Source organism: Amycolatopsis nigrescens CSC17Ta-90 (genome assembly GCF_000384315.1).
Classification (GTDB): domain Bacteria; phylum Actinomycetota; class Actinomycetes; order Mycobacteriales; family Pseudonocardiaceae; genus Amycolatopsis; species Amycolatopsis nigrescens.
In genome coordinates, this window is the sequence record NZ_ARVW01000001.1 from 449,600 (window position 1) to 465,899 (window position 16,300).

Annotated in this window: 17 protein-coding genes; 12 read left to right on the forward strand and 5 right to left on the reverse strand. The window is 68.9% G+C overall.

The window, feature by feature from the left end; genetic code table 11:
• Positions 1-51: 51 nt before the first annotated feature.
• The 11 genes from AMYNI_RS43320 (at position 52) to AMYNI_RS0102140 (ending at position 8,960) form a co-directional block, all read left to right on the forward strand.
• On the forward strand, positions 52-1,014 hold the full coding sequence (locus tag AMYNI_RS43320) for a hypothetical protein (protein WP_020666308.1): 963 nt from the start codon (positions 52-54) through the stop codon (positions 1,012-1,014).
• Between the two features lie 41 nt (positions 1,015-1,055).
• Positions 1,056-1,499, forward strand: coding sequence for a MarR family winged helix-turn-helix transcriptional regulator (locus tag AMYNI_RS0102100; RefSeq protein WP_020666309.1), 444 nt, complete (start codon positions 1,056-1,058; stop codon positions 1,497-1,499).
• Positions 1,496-2,896, forward strand: coding sequence for an MFS transporter (locus AMYNI_RS0102105; protein WP_020666310.1), 1,401 nt, complete (start codon positions 1,496-1,498; stop codon positions 2,894-2,896). Before AMYNI_RS0102100 ends, AMYNI_RS0102105 begins: the two co-directional genes overlap by 4 nt.
• Before the next feature lie 70 nt (positions 2,897-2,966).
• Entirely contained in the window at positions 2,967-3,857 is an 891-nt protein-coding gene (locus AMYNI_RS46960) for a helix-turn-helix domain-containing protein (RefSeq protein ID WP_020666311.1), read from the forward strand.
• The gene (locus AMYNI_RS47910; protein WP_084628222.1) at positions 3,823-4,020 is read left to right on the forward strand and encodes a DUF397 domain-containing protein; all 198 of its coding nucleotides are present in this window, start codon (positions 3,823-3,825) and stop codon (positions 4,018-4,020) included. Before AMYNI_RS46960 ends, AMYNI_RS47910 begins: the two co-directional genes overlap by 35 nt.
• Before the next feature lie 4 nt (positions 4,021-4,024).
• Positions 4,025-4,612 (forward strand): GNAT family N-acetyltransferase, encoded by a 588-nt coding sequence (locus tag AMYNI_RS0102115; RefSeq protein WP_020666312.1) that lies wholly within the window; start codon positions 4,025-4,027, stop codon positions 4,610-4,612.
• A gap of 55 nt (positions 4,613-4,667) precedes the next feature.
• On the forward strand, positions 4,668-5,465 hold the full coding sequence (locus AMYNI_RS0102120; protein WP_020666313.1) for a pentapeptide repeat-containing protein: 798 nt from the start codon (positions 4,668-4,670) through the stop codon (positions 5,463-5,465).
• A 219-nt stretch (positions 5,466-5,684) separates the two neighbouring features.
• Positions 5,685-6,482, forward strand: coding sequence for an ESX secretion-associated protein EspG (locus AMYNI_RS0102125; RefSeq protein WP_020666314.1), 798 nt, complete (start codon positions 5,685-5,687; stop codon positions 6,480-6,482).
• Between the two features lie 26 nt (positions 6,483-6,508).
• Positions 6,509-6,955: a hypothetical protein gene (locus AMYNI_RS0102130; protein WP_020666315.1), complete on the forward strand. Its 447-nt coding sequence runs from the start codon at positions 6,509-6,511 to the stop codon at positions 6,953-6,955.
• Complete coding sequence (locus AMYNI_RS47915) at positions 6,952-7,467, forward strand: DUF3558 family protein (RefSeq protein WP_084628226.1); 516 nt, start codon at positions 6,952-6,954, stop codon at positions 7,465-7,467. The genes AMYNI_RS0102130 and AMYNI_RS47915 overlap by 4 nt, the downstream gene beginning before the upstream one ends.
• 2 nt (positions 7,468-7,469) lie before the next feature.
• Complete coding sequence (locus tag AMYNI_RS0102140) at positions 7,470-8,960, forward strand: PPE domain-containing protein (protein ID WP_020666317.1); 1,491 nt, start codon at positions 7,470-7,472, stop codon at positions 8,958-8,960.
• Position 8,961: 1 nt separating this feature from the next.
• On the opposite strand, the gene AMYNI_RS0102145 is transcribed toward AMYNI_RS0102140, so the two are convergent.
• The 4 genes from AMYNI_RS0102145 to AMYNI_RS0102160 all read right to left on the reverse strand — a co-directional run bounded on the left by AMYNI_RS0102145 (position 8,962) and on the right by AMYNI_RS0102160 (position 13,857).
• Entirely contained in the window at positions 8,962-9,720 is a 759-nt protein-coding gene (locus AMYNI_RS0102145) for an SDR family NAD(P)-dependent oxidoreductase (protein WP_020666318.1), read from the reverse strand.
• 52 nt (positions 9,721-9,772) lie between these two features.
• Positions 9,773-12,304 carry a M14 family zinc carboxypeptidase gene (locus AMYNI_RS50465; protein WP_040405436.1) on the reverse strand — a complete coding sequence of 844 codons (2,532 nt, stop codon included), beginning with the start codon at positions 12,302-12,304 and terminating at the stop codon, positions 9,773-9,775.
• A gap of 72 nt (positions 12,305-12,376) precedes the next feature.
• Positions 12,377-12,502, reverse strand: a complete 126-nt coding sequence (locus AMYNI_RS50470) for an MFS transporter small subunit (protein WP_020666320.1) — start codon at positions 12,500-12,502, stop codon at positions 12,377-12,379.
• The gene (locus tag AMYNI_RS0102160; protein WP_020666321.1) at positions 12,499-13,857 is read right to left on the reverse strand and encodes an L-lactate MFS transporter; all 1,359 of its coding nucleotides are present in this window, start codon (positions 13,855-13,857) and stop codon (positions 12,499-12,501) included. The genes AMYNI_RS50470 and AMYNI_RS0102160 overlap by 4 nt, the downstream gene beginning before the upstream one ends.
• Before the next feature lie 104 nt (positions 13,858-13,961).
• On the opposite strand from AMYNI_RS0102160, the gene fdhD reads away from it, so the two are divergent.
• Positions 13,962-14,783, forward strand: a complete 822-nt coding sequence (fdhD, locus tag AMYNI_RS0102165) for a formate dehydrogenase accessory sulfurtransferase FdhD (protein ID WP_026359958.1) — start codon at positions 13,962-13,964, stop codon at positions 14,781-14,783.
• 13 nt (positions 14,784-14,796) lie between these two features.
• Here the strand turns inward: fdhD and AMYNI_RS0102170 are convergent, their stop codons facing one another.
• Positions 14,797-16,242 (reverse strand): carotenoid oxygenase family protein, encoded by a 1,446-nt coding sequence (locus AMYNI_RS0102170; RefSeq protein ID WP_020666323.1) that lies wholly within the window; start codon positions 16,240-16,242, stop codon positions 14,797-14,799.
• Positions 16,243-16,300 lie beyond the last annotated feature (58 nt).

The following is a 16,300-nucleotide window of genomic DNA, read 5'->3' on the forward strand; positions in this document are numbered from 1 at the left end:
CCTGTCCGCGCCGATGAGCCGGTATCCAGCATGGGGGGAAGGCGGTCCGCAATGGACGACAGAGATACCGACAAGGGTACCCAGCAGCTCCCGCAGTTGCGCGATCCGGACTGGCAGCAGCACGTCGTGCAAGAGCCCTGGACCGGGATGCCCAGGGCCCGCCCGCGCGGCAGGCGGCGGCTGATCTGGTCCGCGGTCGGGCTGGCGGTACTGCTCGCCGCGGGCTTCGGCGTCTACCAGTGGAGCCGCCCCGACTCGGCGAACAGCGCGAGCGGCCCGCCGACCAGCGCACCGAGCCTGATGCCGGAAATCGCCAAGGTCGATCTGACCCAGCCCTTCGCGAACACCCCGGCCGCGCTCTGGGCGGACGGTCTCGCCGGCCTCTCCTCCCCCGAGCCCGCCGCGGTCGGCGACTTCTCCGCCGCGCAGGTCGCCGACGCGCTGAAGAAGGTCCAGCAGGTGGTCGCCACCGGGCAGCTCGACCGGAAGATGCTGCTGGCGCACGACCCCGCCGACTACCTCGCCCTGTTCAGCGCCAACGAGCGCGCGCGAGTCAAGGAAGTACTGGATAAACCGGACAAGGCCGAGTCCGCCAGTTATGTCGCGCTGGTCGCGGATGGTTTCGAGCTGCTGCCCACCGGGCCGAAGGTGAACGGCAAGCTCACCACCCGCAAAGGCGACCAGGAGGGCGAACTGGTCGTGCACGTTTCGTATGTGATCGCGTACGCGTTCGACCCGAAGGGCGCGTTTCTGACCAGTCCCTCGGAGATCGTCTCCTTCATCCGCGCCGAGGAGGACTACGTGCTCCGCTCGGACATCTACGACGAGGGCGATGTCGGCCTGGCCGGCTACGGCGGCGACCGCTCGGTCTATTCGATCGCCTGCGGAGCCGCGAACAAGGGCTTCTTGGCCCCTTCGTACAGCGAACCGCGGCTCGGCGGGCCGGAGTTCAAGAACGAGGGCGCGGTGTACGACCTGAACCAGCCGGTGCCGAGCGAGGACAGCTGCCAGTAGCTCGGCTACACAGGCTGAACTAAACAGTCTAGACTGTGTATATGAGCGTCATCTCCGCTGAGGTCGTGCGGCTGGCCGGCCGGCTGCGCGGCACCGTCGGCCAGCTGCACCGCAGGCTGCGCCAGGTGGACAACGCCGACGTGCTGACCCCGTCGCAGTCGGCCGTGCTCGGCAGGCTGTCCCGCGAAGGCCCGGCCACCCAGGCCGCGCTGGCCGCCGCCGAGCACATCCGGCAGCAGTCCATGGCCGCCACCCTCGGCGTGCTCGACGAGCTCGGCCACCTCACCCGCACCCGCGACCCCGGCGACGGCAGGCGGGTGCTCATCTCGCTGTCCGAACTCGGTGAGCGGACCGTCCGCGGCGTGGCCCAGCACCGCGAAGAGTTCCTCGCGCGGGCGCTGAGCCGCGAATTCTCCGCCGCCGAACGCGAAACCATCGCCGCCGCGCTGCCGTTGCTGCGGCGCCTCGCGCAGAGCCAGGAGTGATCACTACGGCGACCAGTCCCCGTTTCGGCCCCAGGCTGCTTCTCCCGCTGATCGCCAGCGCGGTGCTCAACCCGGTCAACTCCACCCTGATCGCGGTCGCGCTGGTGCCGATCGGCCAGACCTTCGGTGCCGGACCGGGACATACCGCCTGGCTGATCTCCGCGCTGTATCTCGCCACCGCCGTCGGCCAGCCGGTGGTCGGCCTGCTGGTGGACCGCTTCGGCGCCCGGCGCGTGCTGCTCACCGGCGCGCTGGTGGTGCTGAGCGCCGGGGTGGCCGGCATGTTCCCGCTCTCGCTGGACGGGCTGATCGGCGTCCGGGTGGTGCTCGGCCTCGGCACCTGCGCCGGTTTCCCGGCCGCGATGGCGGTGCTGCGCGCCCGCGCCGAGGAGACCGGCGCCGGCGTCCCGGCCAGGGTGCTCTCCGTGCTGTCCATCTGCTCGCAGACGATCATGGTGGTCGGCCCGACCCTGGGCGGCGCGCTGATCGGGCTGGCGGGCTGGCCGGCGATCTTCGCGGTGAACGTGCCCCTGGCGGGGCTCGCCCTGCTCTTCACGCTGCTGTGGGTACCGAAGGACGCGCGAAGCAGCGAAGCACGCCCGCACGGCCGGATCGATCTGCTCGGCATCGCGCTGTTCTCGCTGACCCTGCTCGCCGTGCTGCTCTATCTCATGCATCCCGGCATCGGTGACCTCTATCTGCCGGCCGTCGCGGTGCTGCTCGGCGCCGCCTTCGTCCGCGTCGAACTGCGATCGCGTGCCCCGTTCCTCGATCTGCGGATGCTGGCCCGCAACGGCCCGCTGCTGCGCACCTACCTGCGCCAGTCGCTGGCGTACCTGGTGGTTTACGCGATCATGTTCGGCTACGTGCAGTGGCTGGAGAGCGGGCGCGGGCTGACCGAGGCCGCGGCCGGGGCGCTGCTGCTGCCGATGTCCGGGGTGGCCGTGCTCGCGGCCGCCGCCTCCGGCCGGGGCCGCGGGATCCGGCTCCGGTTGCTGCTCACCGCCGGCGGCCTGGTCTGCGGCTCGGTGCTGCTGATCTTCGTCGGCCACGGCACGCCGATCGGGCTGCTGATCGGGGTGGCCGCCCTGTTCGGCATCGCGCAGGGCCTGACCAGCGTCACCAACCAGGCCACCCTGTACACCCAGGCGCCCGCCGAGCAGATGGGCACCGCGAGCGGACTTTTCCGCACCGCGCAATACCTCGGCGCGATCGCCGCGGCCACCCTCATCGCCCTGTGCTTCGGCCCGCACGCGGGTGACGCCGGACTGCACGAACTGGGCATCGCGCTCACCGTGGTCAGTGCGATTCTGCTGGCGGTTACTGTTTTCGACAGGGGCTTGAAGAAGCCGCGTACAGCGCGCGAAGCGGATTCTCGGCACGCGCGAGTAAGCTGATCGGGGGTTGTCCCATCGGCAAAACGCGCGACACGCTGGAATTGTCGACGGGCAGCGCTACTTTCGATTCATGGAAGACCGCGAACCCACCATCCGCAGCCGCATGCTCGGCGACGGCCTGCGCGCGACACTGCACGCCGCCGGACTCTCCGCCAGGGAGGCCGCCCGCCGCCTCGAATGGCAGGACTCCACAGTTTCCCGCCTGCTCAACGGAAAGCGGGGTGGGGACCCGATCGAAGTGGCCACCTTCACCGGCCTCTGCAAGACCCCGCGCGCCGAACGCGAACGCCTACTCGGCCTCTGCGAAGACCGCACCAAGCCGGATTGGACCTCCAGATACGATGCCCCTTTCCCACAAGGCCTTCAGGTATACACCGACCACGAACAGGAAACGGTCGGTATCAAGTGCTTCCAGACTGTCATTATCCCAGGCCTGCTACAGACGGAGGCTTACTTTCGGGCGCTAGTAGCTGGAGCAGCGACTGTGCGGAGCGAAGAGATAGAAGACCGCCTACGTCTGCGGTTGGGCCGCCAGAAGCTGCTCGAACAGCGGCGAAGTATCACCTTCATCCTGCATGAGGCAGCCCTCCGACTCGCTGTCGGCGGCGCCGAGACCATGTCGGCCCAGATGCACCATCTGCTGCGCATGTCGGTCCGACCCCATGTTTCGATCCGGGTGGTGCCTGACACGCTCGGTGCCCATGCCGGAACCGCCGGTTCGTTCACACTGATGGAGTTCACCGAGTTCAAGCCCATCGCCTACGTCGAACCCGAGACTCGCGGTCTTCTTCTGGAAGAGCCCAAGGAGGTCGCTTCGTACCAGCGGGTTTTCAACTCGTTGTCCACGATCGCACTCGATGAGCGAGAATCGAGGGACACGATTGCCCGCCTGGCAATCGATCTCTACTCATCGGGAGAGGCGAATGATGACCGACTCCAGAGATTCGACCATCTGGCGTAAAAGCAGCTACAGCCCCAACGGAAACCAAGACTGCGTCGAGGTCGGCTTTCAGGCTCCGGAGGTGCTGGTCAGGGATACCAAGGATCGATCCGGCGGCACCTTGTCCTTCGGCGCGGCCGAATGGCGGGCGTTCCTGGCCGGGTACCGGAGTCAGGCACACTGACCCCGTGGAGATCACCGTTCAGCGCGCGACCAAGGCGGATGCCGAGAAGATCGTCGATGCCATGCAGCAGGCGTTCGCAGACGAAGCGGTGAGCGTCTGGGTGATGCCGGATGCGCGGACCCAGCGCGAGTCGGCTCCGGTGCACCTCAGTCACCTCGTCGACCAGGTGCTGACCAACGGTGAAGTGCTCTACGCCGGTGACTACGCCGCCGTCTCGCTCTGGCTGTACGAAGACGAGCGTGTCGACGAAGAGCCGGAGCCCCTCGCCACCATCCCGCCGGAGTGGGCAGCGGCCGCCGAGCGGGCCCGGCTCGTCTACCAGCTCACCGAGGCCCGGCACCCGCGCGGCGAACCGCACCTCTACCTGCCCGCCATGGGCGTGCTCCCGGCCCATCGCGGCACCGGCCTCGGCGGCGCCATGCTGCGCCACCGCCTCGCCCGCGCCGACGCCGCCAAACTCCCCGTCTACCTCGAAGCCAGCACCACCCGCAATCGCGCCCTCTACGCCCGTCACGGCTTCGAAGACTTCGGCGACCCGATCGAGCTCCCCGGCGGCCCGACCATCCACCCCATGTGGCGCTCCCCCGCCTGACCAGCCGTAAGCTTGTTCGCCGGACCCCGAACCGGCAGCAGGAGACCACCACACCTTGACCGACCCGAGCCTCCGCGCGGACTGCGCGAACTGCTTCGCGCTGTGCTGCGTCGCTCCGGCCTTCTCTGCTTCAGCGGACTTCGCCATCAACAAGCCCGCCGGAAAGCCTTGCCACAATCTCCAGCCGGACTTCCGCTGCGGAATTCACCAGAACCTCCGTCAGCGGGGTTTCCCCGGCTGCACCGTCTACGACTGCTTCGGTGCCGGGCAGAAGGTCTCTCAACTCACCTTCGGCGGCCAGGACTGGCGAAAGGACCCGCGCACCGCGAAGCAGATGTTCGCCGTCTTCCCGGTGATGCGCGATCTGCACGAACTGCTCTCGTACCTCACCGACGCGCTGAACCTGCCCCGCGCCCACCCGTTGCACGACGAACTCCGCCGCGCGCTCGACGAGACCGAGCGCCTCACCAAGTACAACCCCGAAGCCCTGCTGGACCTCGACGTGCCCGCGCACCGCCGGCAGGTCAACGTCCTCCTTACCCGCGCGAGCGAACTCGCCCGCGCCGAAATCCGCCGCAAGAAGGACCACCGCGGTGCCGACCTGATCGGCGCGTCCTTGAAAGGCGCCGACCTGCGCGGCGCCAACCTCCGCGGCGCCTATCTGATCGGTGCGGATCTCCGCGACGCCGACCTCCGCCATGCCGACGTCATCGGCGCCGACCTCCGCAACGCCGACCTCACCGGCGCCGACCTCACCGACGCCCTCTACCTCATCCAGTCCCAGCTCGACGCCGCCCGCGGCAGCTCCACCACGAAACTGCCCCACGATTTCACTCGTCCGGCGCATTGGTAGTTCGAGCGGTTGCACTGAAGAAGTTTTCCCTGTCAAAATCTCCGGTTTATCGTCGGTCTTATATATAGACTGAGGTCACGATTTGAACTTCTCCCCGCTTAGAGGGATCCGCAGGCATTGTCGCCCGCTCTAAACTCGTGTGCTTATTCGGCGGCCCTGCCGTGGTGATCATATCCGGGGAGGGATATGACGCGGCCGCCGGTGCGAGGGGAGCTGTGCATGCGGCGGCGGTTCGAGGCGACGTTGAGCACGCTGGAGGTGCTGATCGTGGGGATGGCCCAGGACATCCAGGTACGGCGCTTCCCGCTGACCTTTCCTGCGCTGGGGCCAGATCCGGTGGAAGTCGCCCGCGCCGCACGACATGCCTACGAACAGCTGGCGGAGCGCCGTCTCGCCAGGCTGGACGAGCTCGTACCCGACCTTCGACGTTGTTTCGATCTCTTCACCGACCACGTGGTTTCCATCGGCATCGCCGGAAAAGACGGCAAAGGCCAGGACTTCTCCATTCTGGGTCTCACCGACCATCGCCACCGGCTGTGCATCACCCAAATCAGTGAAAGCCTGAACTTTCTCCTCGAAGATGAAGACGACCTGCCTGCGATGCTGGTACCGCTGTTCGACTACGGCCGGCGCGCACCGGACGGTCCCGTATTGCGAATTCCGCTTCGTACTCCGCCGGAGGACGAACCGACGACCGAGGATGAGCCCATCCGGAGCATGGTGCGTTCCCCCGATCGAGGGTTCAGTCACGCCATTCAGCGGCAGGCAGACCAGGACGCACTGGCCGAATTGTTCAGCCGCCCGCGCAGCGGCGGCGGTTTCGTCAAGATCGACGGCCCCAACCGGTATGGCGCCCGCGTCCACACGCCAGCCTTCTCCTGGCTCGACACGGACACCGGCCGCTACCTCGTGACGACCGAGGCCGATGGCACCGGCGTCTACACCCCCATCGATGCGGCGGGACTCACCCGCGTTCTGCACCGGCATGCCCGAGCGCTCTGGACACAGGTCACCTGACAGGACACCAGGAGGGAACCCATCGCATGACCACGGCACCACCACCCGACGCCGGCACCTACCAGAAGATCATCGACGAGAAAGGCCCCTTCCTCGGCCAGGCACAGGCCCTCGTCCACGCCGCCACCACCGGCAACCTCCGGGTCGAACCCGAGGCCGCCGAACACCAGCTCGCCATGATCCGCGAACTGTCCGAATACCTCCGCCGCAACATGCAGAGAATCCGGCTCCTCAGTGAACCGCTGCCGATCAGCTCCACCGCGGCCGGGAAGTTCTCGTCGGATCTCATGGTGCAGGTGGCCGCCAAGGGGGAAGTCCAAGGATTCCTCGAACAGGTGACGCGGCTTCAGCAGGCCCTGCCCTTGGTGGAAGACGCACTGGTCGAAGCCAGGAAGCGCTACCAGGAAACCGAAGAAGCGAACAAGGACGCCCTAGCCGCCCACGACCCCGAACAGGAAAGCCATCGGAAATGAAAAGGCCACGTGACCTCACCGCGCTCCTGATCATCGCCTGCGGGGCAGCCCTCGCCGCGTGCGGCAGCGAAACACCGGGCAACGCCGCGATGACGCTCCCCGACGCCAGCCCACTCGCCAGTACAGAACCGTGCACCCTGGCTCCGCCGGACACGGTGAGCAAGCTCGGTGGCAGCGGGCCGGGTGAAACGGAACAACTCGGCGAAGCCCGAACTTGTGTATGGCAAGTTCCGGGGCTCTATGTGTTCAGTGTCGACATCTACGACAGGGTCGGTCTCGACAACATCAGCAGAAGGCCCGATGCGAAGGACATCACGCAGGTGTCAGTAGGTTCGGCCAGACACGATGCTATGAGCTGGACGTGGGCCAGCAGTTGCGTCTACTCCGTCGGAACCAGCCCGACCTCGAGAATCGACTTCGCCACGACGAGCGGGTTGCCGGAGAAGAACTGTGATACGGCGAAGATCATGGCGGACGCGGTGGAACCGAACCTTCCAGGCCAGGTGAAATAGCCATGAACGGCAGGCAGGAGCGCTTCTCGGTCGGGCCCACCGCACACGAAATACTCAGCGGCGAGCAGATCAGGGCCGAGGTCGAGCGAGAAGTACTGGGCGTCGGGTTCTTCGACAAAGCCCGCAAGATGTTCAACGGCGACTCGGACGTACAGGCCGAATACGAGAAGCGGCTCAACGACGACGCGGCGCGGATGACCGAAGGGTTGCAGCTTCGCGAACACGGCGGGGTTCCCTATTCGCTCTACGCCAACGCGTCGCACGACCAGATGAAAGAGCTGCTCGACGGCAACGCGAACTCGGCGACGATAGCGGCTTCTTCGGAGAAGTGGATCGAGATCGGCAACCAGCTCGCGCGGTTCCAGTCCCGCACCGCCGACACCATCGCGCATTCCGAGCCCGTCTGGCACGGTGACGCCGCCGACGCGATGCGCCAGTTCTTCGCGCAGCTCGGCCAGTGGAGCGGGGACGCCGCGCGCGGTGCGCAGCTCACCGGCAAACAGCAGCAGGTGCAGTCCCAGTCGCTGAACGAGACCCAGAAGAAGATGCCCGAGCCGGTCCCCTGGTCGCCGCGGGAGGAGACCGCTCAGCTCCAGCAGATCACCGACCCGGTCGCCTACGCCCGAGCGGCCGACGCGATGAACGGGCGCTGGCGGATGTTCGAGTCCAACCAGCAGGAGGCGGCCCGGTTGATGACCGAGTTCGACCGCACCCTCGGTCAGGCGGCCGTGGTACCGGCTTTTCCCAGCCCGCCGCAGCTCGGCGGCAACACCTTCGTCCCGCCCAAACCCCAGAGCACCGGGCACACCGGCCCCATCGACGTGCCCCAGATCGCGCCCGGCCGGATCGACCGTCCGGGCACGCCCGGCAAAACAGCCGTGACCACGGTCGACGTACCCGGCATCGCCCCTGGACAGCGACCTGAAATCGGGGGCCACGAGCCGTTCCGGCCCACCGCGCCCGGCTCCGGCGAACCCTCGCCTGGCGACCCGGCCGACCAGCCGGGATCCCGCCGCGAGCAGACCACCACCGCGGGCGCGGCGCCCGTTTTCGACACCACGCCCGGCATCTCCGCCTTGGACCGGGACCCAGGTCGCGGTCCCGGCGTCAGCACCGGAGCCGGCGGCACCTTCGGCCCGGGTGCGCCCGACGGCACCCCGCGCACCGGGTCGGGTGGCAGGTCAAGTAGCGGATCGGGTGGCAGCCCCGCCGGCGGCAGAGCAGGCGGCGGGGCGCTCGCCGGCGGGCGTGCCACCGGCACCGGTTCAGGCGCTGTCCCCGGCCACGGTGCCGGCGGCCGCGCCGGTGCCGGCGCCAGCACCGGCGGTAAGAGCGGTGCTGGTGGTGTCCCCTTCGGTCCGCTCGGCGGACGCGGCAGGGAGGAGGACAAGGAGCGCGAGCGTCCCAGCTACCTGCTCGAACAGGACACGACCGGCATTTTCGAGTCCGACGAACAGGTCGTGCCGCCCGTCATCGGCGAACGGCCCTCGTAGGTCAGCGCAGGTGGGAGGCGCCGTTGAGGTCGAGGACGGCACCGGAGGTCCAGGGCGAGTCGGCCGAAGCGAGGAAGACGACGGCTTCGGCGATCTCCCAGGGTTCCGCGACCCGGCCGAACGGGCTCTGCGCGCGCAGGTCCGTGCCCGGCTCGCCCTCCAGGCGGTCGCTCACCCGCGGGGTCGCGGTGAAGCCGGGGGCCACCGAGGTCACCGCGATGCCGTGCGGTGCGAGGGAAACGGCCAGCGACTGGCCCAGCGAGTGCAGCGCCGCCTTGCTCGCACCGTAAGCGGGGTGATCGGCCTCGCCGCGGAAGGCACCCCGCGAACCGACGTTCACGATCCGGCCGGGCTCGCCCCGTTCGATCTGGTGCCTGGCCACGCAGTAACTGAGGTTGGCCGCGCCGAACAGGTTCACCGCGAAGGTCTGCTGCCAGGCGAGCTGCCAGTCCACATAGGACGTGTCCGGCACCGGATGCGCGTTCGCCGCCGAGGTGCCGACGGCCGCGTTGTTCACCAGCACGTCCACCCCGTCTAGCGCTTCCTCCGCGGCATCGGCGAGTTCCTGCACGGCGGCCGGGTCGGCCAGGTCACCGGACACCAGTACGTGCCCCTCCCCCGGCAGCTCCGCCACGATCGCCTCGGCCTTGTCCCGCTGGGAGCCGTAGTGCACGGCCACCCGGTCGCCGCGTCCGGCGAACGCCTGCGCCAGCGCCTTACCGATCCCGCCCGACGCCCCACTCACCAAAACCCCGCGCATCTCACCCCTCGCCCTCGTGAGTGAAAAGTGTTGCCCTGGCAACACTTTTCACTCACGACCGTTGACCTGCGGAAACCCAGAAGACGGCCTTGCCGACCTGAGCGTAGAGGCCCTTCGGGTGGTTGCGGAACAGGGGTTCGGTACCGAAGAGCACGGTGCGGGCGCCCGCCGCCGCGACACCGGAGACCACCGAAGCCGAACCGGCCGCCTGCGCCTGCCCGGCCCCGTCGTCGCCGGGCAGCCAGTGCCCGGCCACCAGCGGACCCTGCCGCGCGTAGCTCTGCTCCGCGGTCACGCCGTCGCCGAGGTCGGTGAACCACAGTGGCGAGTAGACGAACGAATGCGCCGGCGAACCGGACCCGACCGGCCCGGCGCCGCCGGTCACCGACACGACGCCGTTCGCATCCGACCGGCCCGCCACCGCCCGCACCGGCAGCAGCCCGGCGGCGGCGTTGAACGCGGCCCCGGTCGAACCCCTGGTGACCACGCCGCCACGGGCGAACAACGCGTCCACCGACTGCTTCGCGGTCGTATTCAAGTCCTTATAGGACAGTCCGGATGAGACGAACAGGGCGTCCGTGCGGCTCAGGTCGAACCCGTCGTTGAGCACCGCGGTGGACACCGGCCGCACCTCGAAACCCATCTCCCGCAGGGCGGCCAGCTCGTCGGCCGCGACCGCCGCGGCGAGCACCGGCTTCCGCAGCAACGGCCCGCGCGGCCCGGCCGGGGCAGCGGTGAACCGCACCCCGAGCTGCTCGGCCACCGCCAGCGCCGCGGCCCGCGCGGCAGCGGGCACCACCACCGAGCCGTCCGGCTGCCGGTGCACCGGCTGTCCCTGGCCCAGCAGGGTGTTCACCGCGAGCACGTCCTTGCCGTCCACCTGCGCCAGCGCGAGATCCCGCCCCGGCGGAGCGTCCACCCCGCCGGTCGGCGCGGCCACCGTCACCGGGGTGGTCCGCACGCGCGGCGCCTCGGACTTCACCACGTCCACCGACGCGCCCCAGAGCAGCCGGTGACTCCAGCCGCTGATGTCGTACATCTGGGGCACCTTCGCGGAAATGTCCTTGCCGTCCTCCAGGATCACGTTGGCCAGCCCGCGTTTCGGCTGGTGCAGATCGACCAGATAGGACCCGGCCGGGTAGTTCCGCCCGGCCAGCCGGAAGTCGCGGTCGGCCCGACCGACCCGGACGTCGTTGGCCACCAGCTGGTCCACCAGCCTGGCCGCCGCGACCGCGGACCGCTGGGCGGGACCGGCGGGAATCACGTAGGCGCGCGGGAACTCCGTCGAATAGCGGTCCTCCGGCCCGAAGCCGGGTACGAAACCATCCGGGATCGGCTGCTGCGGCTCCCCCGCCCAGCCGCGCCGGAACTGCTCGATCTGGTCCGCGATCAGCTCGTCGCGATGCGCCCCGGTGTAGGCGATCCCGGCCAGGATGGTGGCCTCGGAGACGTCCGCGTTCACCCCGGACCGCCGGCGCAGCTCCTCGACCGGCAGGTTCTCGTACTCACCGCGGTTGACCCGCAGCGGAACCTCGACCGTGTGGCCGACCGCGCCGTGGTAGATCGAGTACATCGGGGTGAAGATCGGCGGCCAGTCGTCCCATTCGCCGGGCGCGAAGTCGCGGAACGGGATGTCCGCGCGTGCCGACTCGGGATGGCCGAGCTCGCCGATCGCCTTCTCCATGCCGAGCGCGTTGGCGTAGGCGTGCTTGAGGTAGAGGTCGTACTCGTAGTTCTGCCCGTGCGGCGGGGTGCCCGGCTCGATCAGCGTGGTCCCGGTGTAGCCGTGCTCGTCCAGCATCACCAACGGCTGCTTGGCGATCACCAGGTCGCGCATCGCCCTGGACTCGGGCTGGGCGGAGATGGTCTGGTCGCGGTTGAGGTCGAACCCGGCCGCGTTCGCGCGGGTACCGGCGACGCGGCCGTCCGGGTTGTTGGTGACGGTGAAGTAGATCCGGCCGCGTTCGAGCAGCCGCCGGTCGTCACGGTCGGTGCTGGTGGCGAGCCGCTCGATCACCCGCAGCGTGCCGTCGGTGCCCTCCCACTCGTCGCCGTGGATGTTCGCGTTGATCCACACCGGCGCCTTGTACTCGCGGGCCAGCCGGCGGTCGCGCTCGGCGGCCTTCGGGTCGTCCTCGATCAGCGAGCGCCAGCGGTCCTGCTGCCGGGTCTCGGCCGCGCGTTCCGGCGCGGTCAGGGTGACCAGGTAGAGGTCGCGGCCGAGGGTGGACTGGCCGATCACCTCCACCGAAACCCGGTCGCTGCGCGCCTGCAGCTCGTTCAGCTTCGGCGCGATCGAGTGGTACGGCGCCAGACCGAGCTTGATCGCCTTGTCCGACGGGTCCTCGGGGAACACCCGGAGCTGGGTCTTCCGCGGATAGCCCTGGTGGCGGTCAGCGCGGTTCTCCCCCGCCGCCGCGGCCATCGCCCGCGGCGGCGGGTCGGTGGCGGCGACCTCGTTGCGTTCCGCCCCGTTGCCGGGGTCACGATGGCTCCCCTCCGGCGGCTGCGCCGCACTCGCCGGAACCACAATGGCCAGCACCATCAGCACAGCGGCGCACAGACGACCTGCAGCACGTGACACCAGAAACCTCCACCCGCCCAGAAAGTCAGCACAGTCTTTCCCCTGGCTAACGACTTGGCAAGGGGCAGCGGCTCAGCCGCCGAAGAGCTGGGTGACCTTGAGGACGAGCTCGTACACGCCGTAGGCGAAGGGCACGCCGACCCAGAGCCAGGCGAGCACCATCAGCCAGGTACGGCGCTGGGGCCCGGTGTCGTTCATGCCGCCTTCCTCTCCGAAACCGCCAGCTGCGCCGGTTCGTGGAACCTGGGGTTGACCGGCCGCACCAGCTCGTTGGCTACAAACCCGATCACCAGCAGGCCGATCATGATGTAGAACGACGTGATGTAGAGGTCCGGCCCCTGCTTGCCCACCGTCTTCTGGCTGTCCGCCACCGCGTTCACGATCAGCGGGCCGAGCACGCCCGCGGTGGACCAGGCGGTGAGCAGCCTGCCGTGGATCGCGCCGACCTGGTAGGTGCCGAAAAGGTCCTTCAGGTACGCCGGGACGGTAGCGAAACCACCGCCGTAGAAGGACAGGATCACCACCGCGCAGAGCACGAACAGCAGCTTCGACGAGTTCTGCGCGAGCGCGATGACCAGGTACAGCAATGCCCCGACGCCGAGGTAGAGCCGGTAGATGTTCTTCCGGCCGACCAGGTCCGAAGTGGACGACCAGACGAACCGGCCGAGCATGTTGCACAGCGAGAGCAGTGCGACGAACCCCGCCGCGGCGGCGGTGCCCACCGGCGCGCCGGTCTGCTTGAAGAAGTCGCCGATCATCGGCGCGGCCTTCTCCAGGATGCCGATGCCGGCCGTCACGTTGAAGCACAGCACCACCCACAGGCACCAGAACTGCGGGGTCTTGATCGCGTTCTTCGCGGACACGTTGGCCGCGGTGATCATCGCGTTGCCGTTGTGCTCTTTGGGCTTCCAGCCGGCCGGGCGCCAGCCGTCCGCGGGCACCCGGACCAGCAGCACGCCCAGCGACATGAACACCGCGTAGACCAGGCCGTGCACCAGGAAGGTCGCGGCGATTCCGCCGGTGGTGACCCCGAAGGATTCCAGCATCTGGCTGGACCACGGCGAGGCGATCAGCGCGCCGCCGCCGAAGCCCATGATCGCGATCCCGGTGGCCATGCCGGGCCGGTCCGGGAACCACTTGATCAGGGTGGACACCGGCGAGATGTAGCCGATGCCGAGCCCGATGCCGCCGATGAACCCGTAGCCGAGCACCACCAGCCAGTACTGCGAGGTGGCCACGCCGAGCGCGGAGACCAGAAACCCGCTGGCGAAACAGGTCATCGAGACGAACATCGCCCAGCGCGGCCCGTTGCGCTCCACCAGCGTGCCGCCGAACGCGGCGGACAGCCCGAGCATCACGATGCCGAGCTGGAACGGCAACGCGCTCTGCGTGCCGGTCAGGCCGAGCGTCTTCTCCAGCGGTGGCTTGAACACGCTCCACGCGTAGGCTTGGCCGATCGAGAGGTGCACCGCCAGCGCGGCGGGCGGGATCAGCCAGCGACTCCAGTTCGCCGGTGCGATGGTGTGCGAGCGGTCCAGGAAGCTGAGGGCCACGTTGCCTCCGTACGCTGTAGTTGAGCCCGCAATCTAATACTTGAAAGCGGTCGGCGCACTACCCAACTGTCGACTGTTCAGCTTCGGCAAGAGATGAGGCGGCCATGGGGCGAGTTACGGTCCGGCGACCAGTGCGAATGCTGTCCGGGAACGGTGAACGCCGCCGGCCGGACGCGCTGGCCGCGGAAGAGCCGATGGAACTGCGCGTCGGCGGCCGGGCACTCGCGGTCACCATGCGCACTCCCGGCCACGATGTCGAGCTGGCACACGGCTTCCTGTTGTCCGAGGGCGTCATCGGCTCGCGAGAGGACGTCGCCTCGGCGCGCTACTGCAACAGCGTCGACGACAGCGGGCGCAACACCTACAACGTGCTCGACGTGGCGTTGTCCGACGGGGTGCCGCCGCCGGAGACCGGAGTGGAGCGCAACTTCTACACCACGTCCTCCTGCGGGGTGTGCGGCAAGGCCGCTTTGGACGCGGTCAAGCTCCGCACCCGCTACTCCCCTGGCAACTCGCCGTTCGCGGTGCACCGGGACGTGCTCGCCGGGCTGCCGGACTCACTGCGCGAGCAACAGCGCGTCTTCGCCACCACGGGCGGGCTGCACGCGGCCGGACTGTTCGATTCGGACGGTTCGCTGCTGGTGGTGCGGGAGGACGTCGGACGGCACAACGCCGTGGACAAGGTGCTCGGCTGGGCCCTGCTCGAAGGACGGATTCCGTTGCTGGACAACGGTTTGCTCGTCTCCGGCCGGGCGTCCTTCGAGCTGGTGCAGAAGGCCGCGATGGCGGGCCTGCCGATGCTCGCCGCCGTGTCGGCGCCCTCGTCGCTGGCCGCCGAACTGGCCGCCGAACACGGCATCACCCTGGTCGGCTTCCTGCGCGGCGACTCGATGAACCTCTACACCGCCGACCACCGCGTCAGCTGATCCCTATCTGTCCTCACTCGGTGGGGGACCAGTTGCCGTGGAAGCCGTTGGGGACGCGGTCCGGCAGGTGCACGGCGGCGACGGTCTCCAGCGTCCCGGCGTCGAGCAGGGTCAGGTCGCTGCGCTGGGTGGCCGGGTCGTAGACCAGGCCCATCAGCACGCCCTCGTCCTCGGCCGCGCCCGGCCCGCTGGGCACGAACACGAACTCGCCGGGCTGCCGGCCCGCGTCGAAGGACCGCACCGCGGTACTGCCGCCGTGCAGATCGTGCTTGAGCAGCGAGTCGGACGGCCCCGCGCCGTCGACCGCCTGCATCGCGTAGCCGTACCGGTGCCTGCTGCCGACCAGCCGCTCGTCGATCCGGGGGAACTCCTGCGGCCGGCCGTCCAGCCGCTCTTCGCGAACCTTGCCGGCGTTCAGGTCCACCGTCCAGCGTTCCAGCGTCGGGTCGCCTTCGTTCGGGCCGCGCAGGTTGGTGTCGAACATCTTCGGGTGCCGCACCACGTCGAGCACCACGGAGTCGCCGTCGTCGTAGGCGTTCAGCGAGTGGAAGACGTAGCAGGGTTCGACGTCGAACCAGCGCACGTCGGCATTCGTGCCCTCGCGCGGCATGACACCGACCCTGGCCGGATAGTCCGGGTCCCACCGATACGGCATCGCACCGTTCGGCCGGCTGCCGCGGGTTATCCTGGCCGAGATCGGATCCGGCACCCGGATCCTGCCCACGATCGCGGAGAGCACCAGCCTGGCGGGCAGCCGCAGCAGCGCGGGCACCGCATTGGCGACGGCCTGCTCCGGGTCGAAGGTGACCGGCAGGTCGTAGAACACCACGTACTTCTCGGTCAGGGAGAAGTCGTGCATCATCGGGCTGCCGCTGACCTGGATGTCCACCGTGCGCCTGGCGCGGCCGTCCGTGCCGATCACGGAGTACTGCACCTGGTTGCCCCTGGTGAAGGAGTACGAGACGGCGTGCAGCTCGCCGGTGCGCGGGTCCCGTTTCGGGTGCGCGGTGTAGCCGCCGGAGACGGTGCCGCCGAAGTCGCAGGGGCCGACCGTGTCCAGCTCGTCGGTCAGCTCGTAGTTGGCCACCCCGGCTTCGATCAGCGCCAGGGTCCGGCCGGCGTGCGTGATCACGTTGGTGTTCGCGCCCACCCCGTCGGAGCCGGCCCGGCCGGCCGACGGGCGCCGGGCCTCGCCCAGCGCGCGGGCCGCCTGTGGCCCGCGCACCCAGCGGTTCCGGTACCACTCGGCGCGCCCGTCGCGGAGCCGGATGCCGTGCACCATGCCGTCGCCCGTGAACCAGTGGTAGGTCCCCGGGTCGATCTCGGCGATCGGATTGGGCCCGTTGCGCAGGTACCGGCCGTCCAGGTGCTCGGGAATCCGCCCGGTCACCGCCAGCTCGGTGATCGTCTGCTCCTTCGGCAGCGGGGCGTAGTTGCCTTCGAGGTACTCGTTGCCCATGTCTCCACCTCTCACGGTCATAACGCCGTTATAGTTCATTTGTAACAGAGTTATAGAT